10 protein-coding genes are annotated in these 14,110 nt (G+C 67.0%); 3 read left to right on the top strand and 7 right to left on the bottom strand.

The features are described 5' to 3' along the window. Nucleotides 1-22: 22 nt before the first annotated feature. The gene (locus H587_RS0115305; RefSeq protein ID WP_027176973.1) at nt 23-2,338 is read right to left on the bottom strand and encodes a methyl-accepting chemotaxis protein; all 2,316 of its coding nucleotides are present in this window, start codon (nt 2,336-2,338) and stop codon (nt 23-25) included. A 323-nt stretch (nt 2,339-2,661) separates the two neighbouring features. Here H587_RS0115305 and H587_RS19965 point away from each other — a divergent pair, with 323 nt between their 5' ends. Together H587_RS19965 and H587_RS0115295 are read left to right on the top strand one after the other, a co-directional pair. Beyond that, a complete protein-coding gene (locus H587_RS19965; RefSeq protein WP_051202999.1) occupies nt 2,662-5,898 on the top strand; it encodes a PAS domain S-box protein in 3,237 nt (1,078 codons plus the stop codon). Then, the gene (locus tag H587_RS0115295) at nt 5,895-6,269 is read left to right on the top strand and encodes a response regulator (RefSeq protein ID WP_027176972.1); all 375 of its coding nucleotides are present in this window, start codon (nt 5,895-5,897) and stop codon (nt 6,267-6,269) included. Before H587_RS19965 ends, H587_RS0115295 begins: the two co-directional genes overlap by 4 nt. 227 nt (nt 6,270-6,496) lie before the next feature. Here H587_RS0115295 and H587_RS0115290 read toward each other — a convergent pair whose 3' ends face one another. From H587_RS0115290 to H587_RS0115265, 6 genes are read right to left on the bottom strand one after another with little or no spacing between them, the layout of a single operon-like run. After that, a complete protein-coding gene (locus H587_RS0115290) occupies nt 6,497-6,985 on the bottom strand; it encodes a GNAT family N-acetyltransferase (protein ID WP_027176971.1) in 489 nt (162 codons plus the stop codon). After that, the gene (locus H587_RS19135) at nt 6,982-7,989 is read right to left on the bottom strand and encodes a D-alanine--D-alanine ligase family protein (RefSeq protein WP_034609617.1); all 1,008 of its coding nucleotides are present in this window, start codon (nt 7,987-7,989) and stop codon (nt 6,982-6,984) included. Before H587_RS19135 ends, H587_RS0115290 begins: the two co-directional genes overlap by 4 nt. Next, on the bottom strand, nt 7,983-8,972 hold the full coding sequence (locus H587_RS0115280; protein ID WP_027176970.1) for a D-alanine--D-alanine ligase family protein: 990 nt from the start codon (nt 8,970-8,972) through the stop codon (nt 7,983-7,985). Before H587_RS0115280 ends, H587_RS19135 begins: the two co-directional genes overlap by 7 nt. Beyond that, nucleotides 8,969-10,276 carry a KamA family radical SAM protein gene (locus H587_RS0115275; RefSeq protein WP_084630899.1) on the bottom strand — a complete coding sequence of 436 codons (1,308 nt, stop codon included), beginning with the start codon at nt 10,274-10,276 and terminating at the stop codon, nt 8,969-8,971. The genes H587_RS0115280 and H587_RS0115275 overlap by 4 nt, the downstream gene beginning before the upstream one ends. A 44-nt stretch (nt 10,277-10,320) precedes the next feature. After that, entirely contained in the window at nt 10,321-10,710 is a 390-nt protein-coding gene (locus H587_RS0115270; RefSeq protein WP_027176968.1) for a hypothetical protein, read from the bottom strand. A gap of 1 nt (nt 10,711) precedes the next feature. Then, a complete protein-coding gene (locus H587_RS0115265; protein WP_027176967.1) occupies nt 10,712-11,017 on the bottom strand; it encodes a hypothetical protein in 306 nt (101 codons plus the stop codon). Nucleotides 11,018-11,491: 474 nt separating this feature from the next. On the opposite strand from H587_RS0115265, the gene H587_RS19130 reads away from it, so the two are divergent. Beyond that, on the top strand, nt 11,492-13,162 hold the full coding sequence (locus H587_RS19130) for a SulP family inorganic anion transporter (RefSeq protein ID WP_084630896.1): 1,671 nt from the start codon (nt 11,492-11,494) through the stop codon (nt 13,160-13,162). Nucleotides 13,163-14,110 lie beyond the last annotated feature (948 nt).

The raw sequence follows: 14,110 nt of genomic DNA, 5'->3' as shown, positions 1-14,110 counted from the left end.
TCATGAAAGGCCCCGAAGGGGCTCAGTCCTGCATGTCGGTGATGATGCTCTTCAGGTCCTGGGCCAGTCGGGACAGGTCGGACACCGCCTGGGCGGACTGGTTCATGGCCTCGGCGGTCTCGGCCGCTATGCGGTTGATGTCCTCGGTGGTCCGGCTGATCTCCTCGCTGGCCGAGGATTGCTCCTCGGAGGCGGTGGCGATGCCGCGCACCTGGTCGGCGGTGCGCTCGACCATGTCCACGATCTCGCGCAGCGCCTCGCCGGACTTCCCGGCGGTCTGGGTGCTGGCGGTGATGGCCTGGGCCGTGGACTCGGTGTTCCTGATGTTCTTGCGCGCGCTTTCCTGCACGGCCTGGATGTAGGCCCCGACCTCGTTGGTGGCGCTCATGGTCTTCTCGGCCAGCTTGCGCACCTCGTCGGCCACGACCGCGAAGCCTCGTCCCGCCTCGCCCGCGCGGGCGGCCTCGATGGCGGCGTTGAGCGCCAGGAGGTTGGTCTGGTCCGCGATGTCGGCGATGACGTTCATGATCTGGCCGATGCCTTCGGCCTGCTTGCCCAGCTCGGTCATGTCGGCCTTGAGCACCTCGGACTGCTCGTTGATGCGCGTGATGGTGGCCACCACGTCGTCCACCAGCCGCTCGCCCTCCTGGGCCTTGGCCTTGGTCTTGTCCGCCAGTTCGGCCGCGGCCGAGGCGCTCTTGGCCACCTCCATGACCGTGGCGTTCATCTCCTCCATGGCCGTGGCGGCCTCGCCGGTGCGGTTGCGCTGTTCCTCGGAGCCCCGGCTGGACTGCTCGATCTGGGCCGACAGCTCCTCGGAGGCCGAGGCCACCTGGTTGGAGACGGCGTCCGCGGCGGCGGCGGCCTTGGCGATCTTTTCGTTCTGCGCGGCGATCTTCTTCTGCTGTTCGCGGATCTCGGTCAGCTCGAACCAGACGTTCAGCACGCCGATGAGGTTGCCGTCCAGGTCATTGATGGGGGTTGCGGTGACGTCGAAGATCTTCTGGTTGCCCCTTGCGGTCTTGTAGTCCACCTCGTCCTGGAGCATGCGCTTTTCGCGCAGGGCCTTGGCCGAGATGGTGTCGTGGTCGGCCTGGCCGTAGTAGAGCTGCCCCGAGGTTTCGCCGTAGTGGGAGGCGGGCGCGCCGTCACGCTCGATGGCCCGCATCATGTGCGGGTTGATGAAGGACATGCGGTTGTTCACGTCCACCACGGCGCAGGGCAGGACGAAGCCGTCCAGCACGCCCTGGGCGAAGCCGAGCTTGTTCTTGAGTTCCGCCACCATGCCGCGGATGTTCTCGGACAGGCTCAGCAGCTCGAAGCGGAAGCCCGTGCGCAGCACGGCCTTGAAGTCGCCCTTGGCGATGGCCGCGGTGAAGGTCTCGATGTCCTGGATCGGCCGGACCACCAGGCGGCTGATGATGAGGAAGATGGCCCCCACCAGGATGAGCACCGAGGCCGCGCCGATGCCCATGAGCATGTTGCGCTGGGCCGTGGCGGTCTCGGTGAGTTCGGAGACGTAGGCGCTCATGCAGATGGACCAACCCGTATCCTGGTCGGTGGAGACCACCATGTACTTCCGTTCGCCCTTCCAGTCGTAGAACAGTTCGCCGTTCTTGATCTCCAGGGCCTTCTTGATGAACTCCTGATCGGAGAAATTCTTGAGCAGGGTGGACTTGTCCACGGCGTGGGCGATCATCCGCCCCTGGGCGTCGACCATGAAGCCGTAGCCGCGTTCGCCGAAGCGGGGCGGATCGATGAAGGTCGAGGTGAACGTCTCCCACTTGGGAAAGGCGCCCACGCCGCCCAGCACCCTGCCGCTCGCGTCCTTCACGCCCTTGGCCATGGTGAAGACCATGATGTCGCCGTCGCCGCTCTTGGCGCTGAGGACTTCCTTGGCGATGAAGAAGTCCTGGCCCGAGACGATGGCCTTGACGTAGTCCCGCTCGGCGCGGCTCTGGCCCGCCATGTCCTCGCCCTTGGCGTTGTAGCCTGCCAGGATGTTGCCCTTGGCGTCGAAGATCAGGATGGCCCAGTAGTCCTTGTTCACCGAAATGTAGTTCCTGAGCCGTTCCTTGGCCCGGGTCGGGTCGCCTCCGAACGCCTCCAGCACGGCCTGCTGCGCGGCCAGGGTCTCCACCATGGTCTTGGCGCCGTTCATGTAGGCGTCCAGGGCCCGGTTGGTGGTGACGGTCATTTGCTGCATGGCCTGCTTGTTCAGGTCCAGGGCGAGACCATTGGTGGAGTTCGAGACATAGGCCACGATGGCCGAGACGGCCAGGATCACGGCCAGGGCCACGGAGGCGATCAACACCGAACTGATGCTCTTCTTGAACATGGCGTCCCCCTTCAACGGAAAAGTGTTTCCCCCATAGGTCTTGCGTAATCTCTCGTCACGACGGCCTCGGTCGGGACCCTTCAACATCCCCGCTCAGCGGACAGTCCGCCGTTTATTCAGAATATACATCAACTTGTGGAGAGTGAACATCTTTTTTTGAAAATGCGTGGAGTCCGCGCCGTATCTGGAATTCCGGGCGCCGCACGGGAGCGTGCGCCCACTCCGCGAGCGAGTTGTCGAAGTGTTCGGCCGGCCCCGTTGACACGGCGTCGTGATTCGGCAATCTTATATTTTGGGCTTCCCGCGCAACCCGAGGAACAGTCATGCAGACCAGCCGCACCCAGCCGACGGCGGGAACCGCGCCGCATCGGAGAACAGCCGTTCTCGGCGCCCTGGCCGCGTGTCTCGGTTTGTTCCTGATGCTCTTCGTCCTGTCGCGGCCTTACGAGGCCGAACGCCTGGAGGAAGAGCGGCGGGAGGTGCGGGACAGCATTCTGGCCCCGGCCCGCGTTGTGTCCGACACCGTGGCCGTGCGCGTGGGCATGTTGTTCGTGCTGGAGAGCTTCGTGCGGCATGACGCCGCCACGCCCGAGCGCCTGGCGGAACGTTTCCGGGACATCGCCGAGGCCTTGCCCTATGGATTCAAGGATGTGCGCGTCCTGGCCCTCGCCCCGGGCGGCGTGGTGGGCATGGTTTCGCCCCTGAAGGGCAACGAGGCCGCCCTGGGGCACGACCTGCTGCGCGACCCCGGAACCAGCGCGGACGCGCAACGGACCCTGCTCACCCGAGAGGTCACCCTGGGCGGGCCCTACGAACTGCGCCAGGGCGGTCTGGGCCTCGTCCTACGCAAGGCCGTGTTCCTGGATGACGGAACGTTCTGGGGCTTCGCCGCGGCGGCCCTGGACGTGGACGCCCTGGTGCGGAGCACGCCCCTTCCCGCCCGCGAGGATCTGGTCTTCGCCCTGGCCCGGGACGGAAACATCTTCCACGGCCTGAAGGAAATTCGGGCCATGGCCCCGCTCTCCGTGAACGTGCCCCTGCCCGAGGGGAGCTGGGAGCTGCTGGCCGCTCCGGCCTTGGGCTGGGAGGGACGCATCGCCGGAACGCTGGCGCTGTTCCGCTGGACCGGCGCGGTCTTCGTGTTCCTGCTCACGGTCCTGACCTACCTCCTGCTGCGCCGCCACGACCTGCTGCGCCGGGCCAAGACCCTGGCCGAGGATCAGGTTCGGGCCGGGGAGAACCGCTACCGCCGCATCTTCAATTCCACCTTGGACGGGCTGGTGCTCTTCGACGCCGCCGGTCTGGTCCTCGACGCCAACCCGGCGGCCTGCGCCATGCACGGCTCCAGCCCCGGCGGGCTGAACGGCCTCACCGCCCGCGATCTGGTGCATCCGGCCTTTCTCCGCCAGTTCCAGGAGTTCGCGCGCACTGTGGCCGTCGGCGGCGAATTCCGCGTCGAGGCCCGGGCCTTGCGCCGGGACGGCTCCTCATTTCCCGTGGAGGTCGGCGGCGCGTCCTTCGACAGCAACGGCGGGACGCGCTTTCTGGCCATGGTCCGCGACCTCTCCGAACGCGACCGCCTGCGTTCCGAGCAGGAACGCTTCTTTTCCCTGACCCTGGACCTGGTGGGCGTCACGAATCTCGCCGATGGCCGTTTCCGCCAGATCAACGCCTCCTGGACCCGGGTTCTGGGCTACGCCCCCGAGGAGATCCTCGGCCGCGACTGGCGCGGATTCGTGCATCCCGACGACCTGGAGGACACCGTGGCCGCCCACGGCGGCGCTGTCGGAGGCGTGGCCGTGCAGAGCTTCGTCAACCGCTGGCGCGCCAAGGACGGACAGTGGCGCTGGTTGTCCTGGAACGCCCTGCCGGACCCCGAGCGCGGCGTGGCCTATGCCGTGGCCCGGGACGTCACCGGCGAGCGCGAGGCCGCCCTGCGGATGCGCGAGGCCAACGAGGAACTCTCGGCCCTGAACGAGGAGCTGCTGGCCATCAACGAGGAACTGCGGGCCGAGGTGGAACTTCGCGGCCGGGCCGAGCGCGAGGTGGGGGCCGTGCGCCGCCGTCTGGAAAACATCCTGGAGAACATGGCCAGCGGCGTGGCCGTGTTCCGGGCCGTGGACGACGGCCGGGACTTCGTCATCACCGGCTTCAACCGGGCCGCCGAGCGCATGGAACACATCGACCGCACCCAGGTTCTGGGCCGCAGGCTCTCCGAGGTCTTTCCCGGAGCCGACGACTTCGGCCTTACCGACATGCTGCGTCGGGTTCTGGCCTCGGGCGAACCCGAGCGCCTGCCCCTGGCCCTCTACCGAGACGAACGCATCCAGGGCTGGCGCGAGAACTACGTCTACCCCCTGCCCGGCGGAGAGGTCGTGGCCCTCTACGAGGACCGCGACGAGCAGGTGGCCGCCCGCGAGGCCCTGCGCGCCAGCGAGGAACGCTTCGGACTGGCCGTGGCCGGAAGCAGCGACGGCATCTGGGACTGGCCGGACATGAGCCGCGACGACCTCTGGTGGTCACCCCGGCTCTATGAACTCCTGGGCTACGCCCCGGACGAGCTGCCCGCGTCCATGGAGACCTTCAACCTGCTCCTGCATCCCGGGGACCGCGAACGGGTCCAGGAGGCCCTGCGCCGCCACCTGGAGCGCCGCGACCCCTATTCCGTGGAATATCGCACCGCCTGCAAGGGCGGCGAATACCGCTGGTTCCTGGCCCGGGGCCAGGCCCTCTTCGACTCCTCGGGCAAGCCCCGGCGCATGGCGGGCTCGCTCCAGGACATCAACGAGCGCAGGCTGGCCGCCGAACAGCTGGCCGCCGCCAACCAGCAGATGGCCGCCGCCAACGAGGAACTGGCCGCGCTCAACGAGGAGATGGCCGCCACCAACGACCGGCTCATGAGCGAGGCCGCCCTGCGCCGGGAGGTCGAGGAACACCTGCGCGCCTCCCTGCGCGAGAAGGAGGTTCTGCTCAAGGAGATCCACCACCGGGTCAAGAACAACCTCCAGGTGGTCTCCAGCCTTCTCGGGCTTCAGGCCGGGGCCGTCACCGACCCCGAAGTCCTGGCCCTGTTCGAGGAGGGCAAGAACCGCATCGCCTCCATGGCCCTGGTCCACGAGGAACTCTACCGCTCCTCGGACCTCGCCCGCGTTGATCTCGGCGCGTATCTGGAAAAGCTCGTCCACCGCCTCGTGGCCGGGCTCTCCGGCAACCGCCGCGTGAACCTCGTCCTGGAGGTGGAGTCCATCCGCCTCAACGTGGACGCCGCCATCCCCTGCGGCCTCATGGTCAACGAACTCGTGACCAACGCCCTCAAGCACGGCCTCAGGGACCGCTCCGAAGGCCGCCTCCTGGTCCAGTGCCGCGCCGCCGAAGGCCAGGTGCTCCTGCGCGTGGCCGACGACGGCCCCGGATTCCCCCCCGGCCTGGACTTCCGCAACACCGAAACCCTCGGCATGCAGCTCGTCACCCACCTGGCCGAACAGCTCCAGGGCCGGGTGGACCTGGAACCCGGGCCGGGCTGCTCCTTCCGCGTCCTTTTCCCGGAGAAGAAGCCATGAACACCGCCGCCCGCATCCTGCTCGTGGAGGACGAACGGATCATCGCCCTGGAAATGAAGCTCTTTCTCCAGCGACTCGGCTACCAGGTGGCCGCCAGCCTGGCCACGGGCGAACAGGCCCTGGCCGACGCCCCCGCCATCCGTCCCGACCTCGTGCTCATGGACATCATGCTCGCCGGAGACCTCGACGGCATAGAGACCGCCCGCCGCCTGCGCGCCGTCCTCCCGGTTCCGGTCGTCTACTGCACCGCCTACACCGACCCCGAAACCATGCGCCGCGCCCAGGACACCCGCCCCGCCGGAATCCTCACCAAACCCGTCAACCTCGACGACCTCCGCCGCACCATCGACCAGGGACTGGGCAGGGGATAGCGGGCCGGGGCTCCGCCCCGCACCCCGCCAGGGCTCGGCCCTGGACCTTTCAGTGTCGCGGCTTTTCCGGCGGCGAAGCCCGCCGGAAAAGCCGCGACACGAAGGGCCTGTCACAAGTTTTTTCGGGCCGACCGTTTCGGCGATTGGCTGGACGAGCGCGCAGCGCACGGCCGGTCAATCGGCGAAACTATTGCCGGGTCCAGGGGGGCGCCGCCCCCCGGTTCGGCTCACAGGACTTTCGAGAAAACGGCCTTGCCGTCGCCGGGGGCGTAGAAGTCTTCGAGGGTGGCTTCGAGGCGGTAGCCCCGGGCGAGGTAGAAGGCGCGGGTGGGGGTGTAGAGGGGCTGGGTGGAGGTTTCGATCCAGACCTTGCGGCAGCCGAGGGCCTTCATGGCGGCCTCGGTGGCGGCGAGCATGCGGGTTCCGACGCCCTTGCCGCGCAGGCCGCCCAGGACGGCCAGCCAGTAGAAGTCGAAGCTGCCCTGGGCGCAGCAGACGGGGCCGAAGCAGGAATAGGCCTGGAAGGCTCCGGCCGGGCCGAGGAAGAGGAAGTGGTAGCCGGAGGCGTCGAGGCCTTTTTCCAGGCGTTCGGCGGCCAGGTCTCCGGCCATGACGCACTCCGCCTCGGTGAAGAAGCCGGTGGAGCGGACCAGGGCGCGGATGGCCTCCACGTCCTCGGGGAAGACCTCGTCGCGGAAGATGTCGGGGGTGGTCATGGGACGGTCTCCGGGGACCGGGCGGGGAGGGCTGCGGCCAGGACGCGGGCGATCATGTCCCGGTAGGACAGACCGGCGCGGGCGGCGGCGGCCGGGAATCCGGCGTCCGGGGCGATGCAGGGGTTGGGGTTCAGGTCGATGACCTGGGGCGCGCCGAGGTGGTCCAGGCGGAAGTCCACGCGGGCGTACCCGGCCATGTCCAGGGCCTGGAAGCAGGCCAGGGCCAGGGCGCGCAGGCGTTCCGCGAGGGGGGCGTCGGCGGGCGGCAGATCGAAGGTGCGTTCGGTGTGGCCGTGCTCGAAGCTCGCCTCGTCCCACTTGGCGCGCCAGCCGAGAACCTTGGGCTTGTCCGGGCCGTAGCCGGTGAAGAGCATCTCGGCCGGGGGCAGGACTTCGGGGCCGCGGGGGCCGTCGAGCACGGCGACGTTGAACTCGCGGCCCGGGAGATAGGCCTCGGCGATGCAGGGCTGGCCTAGGGCGTCTTCCTTGGCGGCCAGGGCGCGGTCCAGGGCGGCGCGATCCGGAGCCGGGAGCAGGTCGGATTCCTCGATGCCCACGGAGCCGTGCTCCAGGCGGGGCTTGAGCAGGAAGGGACCGGAGGGCGCGGCGGCCGGGTCGGCGAGGTCGGCGCGCTCGAACCAGTCCGGGGTGGGCAGGCCGAGGCGGCGCAGGAGGAGCTTGGCGCGGAGCTTGTCGGCGGCGGCGGCCAGGGGGAGCGCGCCGGAGCCGGTGTGCGGCAGACCCAGGGAGTCGAGCAGGGCCGGGACCGCCGGGGCCAGGGTGTCGCGGCCGTCCAGGGCCTCCACGAGGTTGAAGACGGCGTCCGGGGGCTCGGCGGCCAGGGCGGCGGCGACGCGGCCGAGGTCCAGGCCGCATTCCAGGTCGCGGACGCGGTGGCCCAGGGCTTCCAGGGCCTGGCCGACGGCCCGGGCCTGGATCAGGTTGTCGGCCTCGTCGGCGGGCGCGTCCGGGGCGAGCCGGTCGCGCAGGACGACGATCAGCAAGCCGGGCTCCCGGCGAGGCGTTCCCGGGCCGAGTCCATGATCATGCCGATGAGATCCTGGTAGGAGATGGTGTTCATGCCGCAGAGGATGACCAGGTCGGAGATGATCGGGTTGATCCCGGCCAGGGGGTTGACCTCGATGAAGCTCGGGCGGCCGTCGGCGTCCAGGCGGATGTCGATGCGTCCGGCGTCGCGGCAGCCCAGTCCGCGCCAGGCGGCCAGGGCCAGCTCCTCGGCGGCGCGGGCGTCGGCGCAGCGGGCCGGGCGGTACTCCACGCGGTTCTCGAAGTCCTTCTTGTTCAGATAGGTGTAGGCCCCGGCCTCGGCGCGCTCCAGGAAGACCACCTCCATGCAGCCCAGGGAACGGGCGCGGGAGCCGGTCCCGGCCAGACCCACGGTGAACTCGCGGCCGGGCAGGTAGGTTTCCACCAGGACGGGCTGGCGGAAGCGGGACAGGAGGTCGAGGCAGATTTCGCGCAGGGCCTCGGGGGTCTCGACCCGGGAGGCTCCGCTGATGCCCTTGCCGGTGCCTTCGGTGCAGGGCTTGGCGAAGAGCGGGAAGGGCAGACGCACGGCGGCGAGGTCGGCGGGTTCGCGGACCACGGCGAAGTCCGGGGTGGGCAGGCCGAGGTCGCGGACCACGCGCTTGCAGGCGGCCTTGTCCAGGGTCAGGGCCAGGACCAGGGGGTCGGAGAAGGTGTAGGGGATGCGGTAGGCGTCCAGCAGGGCCGGGACCAGGGCCTCGCGGCCGGGGCCGCGCAGGCCTTCGGCGATGTTGAAGACCATGTCCCAGCGGCGTCCGGCGGCCAGGGCCTCCACCAGTTCGAAGGCGTTGCCCACGCGCTCGGTCTCGTGCCCCAGGGAGGCCAGGGCGGACTCGATGCCCTCGATGGTGTCCACGCGGTCGAACTCGGCGGTCTCCTCCAGGGTGTAGCCCCGGGCCAGATACCAGTCCTGCAGGTCGTAGGTCAGGCCGATCTTCATTCAGCGGTCTCGCATCCGGCGGTGTCGGGGTAGCGGAAGGTCTTGCCTTCGTAGTTGGTCAGCACGAGGTCCGTGCCGTCGTGCCCCTGGACGTACTCCGGGCAGATCGGGATCTTGCCGCCGCCGCCGGGGGCGTCGATGACGTAGTGGGGCACGGCGTAGCCGGTGGTGTGGCCGCGCAGGGCCCGGATGATGTCGATGCCGGCCTTCACGGGGGTGCGGAAGTGGCCGGAGCCGGAGATGGGGTCGCACTGATAGAGGTAATAGGGCCGCACGCGGGCCTTGAGCAGGCCGTGGAACAGGGCGGTCATGGTCGCGGGGTCGTCGTTGACGCCCTTGAGGAGCACGGTCTGGGAGCCCAGGGGCACGCCCGCGTCGGCGAGCATCTCGCAGGCCCGGACGGTCTCGGGGGTGAGCTCGTCGGGGTGGGCGAAGTGCAGGCTGACCCACAGAGGGTGGTGGCGCTTGAGCACGCGGGTCAGGCTCTTGGTCACGCGCTGGGGCAGCACGGCCGGAACCTTGGAGCCCATGCGCACGAACTCCACGTGGGGGATGGAGCGCAGTTGCCCGAGAAGCCAGTCGATGGCCTCGTCGGAGAGGGTCAGGGCGTCGCCGCCGGAGAGGAGCACGTCGCGCACCTGGGGGGTGGCGGCGATGTAGGCCAGGGCCTTTTCCCAGCGTTTCTTGAAGACGTGCGCGGCCTTGTGCCCGCCCACGGCGCGTGAGCGGGTGCAGTAGCGGCAGTAGGTGGAGCAGAAGTCCGTGACCAGGAAAAGCACGCGGTCGGGATAGCGGTGCACGAGCCCGGGAACGGGCATGTGGGCGTCCTCGCCCAGGGGGTCGTCGGCCTCGCCGGGGGCGGGAAGGGTCTCGGCCATGCTCGGAATGACGCAGCGGCGCACGGGCTGGGCCGGGTTCCCGGGGTCCAGCAGGGAGGCGTAGTAGGGCGTCACGGCGAAGGACAGCCGGGCGTGGGCCGGGAGCATCATGGCCCGGCGCTCGTCGTCGGAGAGGTCCAGGACGCGGGCGATGTCCGGCAGGGTGGCGAAGCGGTTCTTCAGCTGCCAGCGCCAGTCGTTCCAGTCCTTGAGCGAGGCCTGGGGGAAAAATCTCTGGTGGAAGTCCCGCGTGCGGGCGTTGATGTGCACGTCGGGCAGATGGATGGTCCTGGCCCGCTGGGTCGGGCGGAGGGTCGGGGCGTAAGCCAGGGGGGCGTGTCCGGCGGAGTAGGCTTCCGCCGTCAGGGACAGGACCCCCGAGGGGTCGGGAGGCTCGTTGGCCGTGAGGTCGAGGCATTCTTTCATGACCATTCTCCTTCGCGGGGCTTCCGCGCGCATGATGTTGGTGGTCAGGCCGCGATCTCCGCGCGCGCCGAGGTGGGGCGCGCGGGTGCGGTTTTCTCCGGGGAGGACTGTTCCTCCTGGGGAGTGATGACGATGTCGATGATTTCGTAGGTCGACAGGGAGAGGGCCTGGTCGCCGTTCTCGTCGGTCCAGGTCTCGCCCTCGCCGACGATGCCCTCGCCGGAGTAGGTGGAGAGGTCCGGGGCCTGGACCACGTAGTCCACGCCGGAGTCGTCCTGGATGATGACCGAGCCGTCGTCGTCCACCACGATGAGACCGGAGATGCTCACGGCCTCGCGCGGGGGCGCGGCCTGCTGCGCGGCCGAGGCCGCGGCGCAGCAGAACAGGATCAGGGCCGCGGCGGCGCAGGCGAGACGGACGGAACCCGGGACCATTTCAGAAGACCTCCTCCAAGGCGGCTGAATAACCATCGTCCGAAGAAACGGGCGCACTATCTTCTTCCACGCGCCGGATGTCCAGCACATCCACGGCGTCTCCCTCCGGGGCGTGGCGCACGACTCCCCGCACGGCCACCTCTTCGCCCATGAGTCCGCGCAGGCTCCTGGGGCTGGGCCCCCGGAGCAGGAACTCCTCCTCGGTGTCCGTGGCCAGGGTCAGGGCCGTGGCCGCGCCCCGCGCATCCCAGGCGCTGGGATGGAGGATGCCGGTCAGGACCGTGGCGGAACCCGCGCGCTTGTGCATGAAGCCTCCCCGGAAGGGGTTCGGGCGAGCCGTGGGGCCCGTCCCTCAATGCGCGGCCGATAGCAAGATGGGGACCAATATATATCGACATGAAAAAATTGAAGATTTCATCTCGATTGTTTCGCCGGGAACGGAACTCTTTGTTCCGATCGATCGAGGGATCAATGCCGGAGCCCGGGATTGGGCAAGTTCGCAGGGGGTGATGGACGGAAAAAACCAAGGGGAATCGTAGATTAAAGACAGTCTAGAGAAAAATCGGAATTGTTTGTTCCGCTCATGCACCTATCGGAACAACAAGTTCCGAATTAATCCGAATGATCCTCGGCGACCCTTGGTGGACGGAGCTTTTCGAAAGATTTGCATCAGGCTGGACGAAACCATGCGGCGGGCATATGCCGGACGGGTTTTGCGCCCGCGTTCCGGGCGCGTGAAACCATATTGATGCGCCGCCCTGGCGGCGAGGGAGTTCGCCTTATGCAATCCGGCTTGGCCGCGCGGCTGCGCGGCGATCTTTTCGGCGGCGTCACCGCGGGCATCGTCGCCCTGCCCCTGGCCCTGGCCTTTGGTGTGGCGAGCGGCGCTGGAGCCGCCGCGGGCCTCTACGGGGCCATGGTTCTCGGATTCTTCGCCGCCGTGTTCGGCGGCACGCCCACCCAGATTTCCGGCCCCACCGGCCCCATGACCGTGGTCATGGCCGCCGCCCTGGTGGCCTTCCAGGGCGATCTGCCCTCGGTCATGATGGCCGTGGCCCTCTCCGGCGTCCTTCAGATGGTCCTGGGCGTCATCCGCGTGGGCCGCTTCGTGCGCTTCATCCCCTATCCGGTCATTTCCGGCTTCATGAGCGGCATCGGGGTCATCATCATCCTGCTCCAGATCCACCCGCTCCTGGGCGCGCACTCCGTGTCCTCGCCCCTGCAGAGCGTCCTGACCCTTGGCCCGGCCCTGGCCCAAACGAGCCTGTCCAGCCTGTTCCTGGGCGCCCTGGCCATGTCCATCGTCTTTCTCACCCCGGCGCGCATCTCCCGCGTCCTGCCCTCGCCGCTCATCGCGCTCATCGCGGGCACCCTCGTCTCCGTCATCCTGGGCCTGGACGTGGCCACCATCGGCGCGATTCCCCAAGGCCTGCCCGAGCTGCATCTGCCCGCCTTCAACCCCGGCAGGCTGCGCGAGATTTTGGGCTACGCCCTGGCCCTGGCCGTGCTCGGCACCATGGACACCCTGTTGACCTCCCTGGTGGCCGACTCCATGACCAAGGAGCGCCACAACCCCAACCGCGAACTCCTGGGCCAGGGCCTGGGCAATATGCTCTGCGGCCTGGTCGGCGGCATCCCCGGCGCCGGCGCGACCATGCGCACCGTGGTGAACATCAAGGCCGGCGGCACCACCCGCTTGGCCGGAGCCGTCCACGCCGTGCTCCTGCTGGCCGTGCTCCTGGGCCTCGGCCCCCTGGCCTCGCGCATCCCCATGCCCGTGCTGGCGGGCATCCTGGTCAAGGTCGGCGTGGACATCCTGGACTACCGCATGCTCGGCATCCTGCGCCGCGCCCCGCGCCAGGACCTGGCCGTCATGGTCACGGTCTTCGCCATCACCGTCTTCGTGGACCTCATCGTGGCCGTGGCCGCGGGCGTGACCCTGGCCTCCCTGCTCCTGACCTACCGCATCACCCGCCAGTCGAGCATCGACATCCAGGGCGAGGAGGAGTTCAACGGCAGGCTCTCCGAGGAGCGCGGGCTCCAGGCCGTCACGGACTTCGCCGTGCGCGTGGTCACGGTCAGCGGGCCCTTCTTCTTCGGCACCTCGGCCTCCATGCAGGACGCCGTGGCCAAGCTGGCCGGAACCCGGGTCCTGGTCATCAACTGTCTCAAGGTGCCCTTCATGGACCTCTCGGCCATCTTCGCCCTGGGCGAGATGGTCGAACGCATGCGCGACGCCCATGTGGCCGTGCTCCTGGCCGTGACCGACCAGCATCGCAAACGCCTCCTGGAGCTGGGCTTTGGCGCCCTGCTGCCCGAGGACTGCATGTACACCGAGCACGAACCGGCCCTGGCCGAGGCCCTGCGGCTGGCCGAGGAAGACCTCCGCGCCGCCCGCGCCGCCCGCGCCGCCGAACACCGGCCCGTCAAGGGCACCCTCCAGCCCATGTAGCCCCCCTTCGGCCCCCTTCGGGGGTTTATAGAAAGGCCGGGAGGCTCCCCCCCGGGGGTTTACGGAAAGGCTGGGTGGCTCCCGATAAGCATATAAAGAAGGCCGGACTCCGCGAGGGGTCCGGCCTTCTTTTTCGCACACAGGTTGAGTTGCAATCGTCTTTTTTCGCTATTTTTTAGCGCTGTTTTTATCTGTTGATTTGCTGCTGGGTTGCGGTGGAGTGATTCCACGAGTACCTTCTCGGCCAGAAGGGCGGATTGGGGGCTGGGGAGGATTTGTTCCGTCCGAGACTTTGCCGCTTTTTTTTACTGTCATTTTGGTTTCCTCACAGGAGGCAGTGGGGGTTGCGGAGGTGTTTTACCCGTGGAGGGTGTTGGCTGGCTTTGTCCTCCAGGCGATTTCGGAGGAGTCGGAGGGGAAGGCTCCTTTCCCATTTTTGTCCTCTCTTGTGTTATTATGTTATAAGTTGCTTGCAGCAAAGAGAATTAGAGAAATAATGCCACTTATAAATGATAAAAAAGAAAATGTATTTAGTCTTGGTATAATACAGTGCCACAGTGATGAATACTTTCCTATGACTTCATTTTTTATTAGATAGTAATAATCAAGCTCGGCTCTATTTTTTGCACAACATGAAAACGATCCATACAATGATAGCAATGTAGATAATACTGCGAACATAAAAAATAAAGAAGAAGAAATGAAGTAATCTTTATTAGCTAATATATCAAAATTTTCTTTCTTCCAAAAAAAAGTTAATGAAAATGCTAAAAACGAAGAAGAGAGAGTTAGTAGATATTTATCAAATAGATTTGATTGGTTCGTTTCTATATCGTTGAGTTCTTTCCTTGTCGTGAGGTATCTTTCATTTTCATTGGTTTTAGTGAAGGATTTGCGTTTAAGCTTTTTACGTGTGAAAAAAATAAACTCGCCTGTTCGAGTCCCACG

This window comes from Desulfovibrio aminophilus DSM 12254 (assembly GCF_000422565.1).
In the GTDB taxonomy this organism is placed as follows: Bacteria; Desulfobacterota; Desulfovibrionia; order Desulfovibrionales; family Desulfovibrionaceae; genus Aminidesulfovibrio; species Aminidesulfovibrio aminophilus.
Note: the sequence above shows the minus strand (reverse complement) of the source record. Positions and strands in the feature narration are given on the sequence as shown.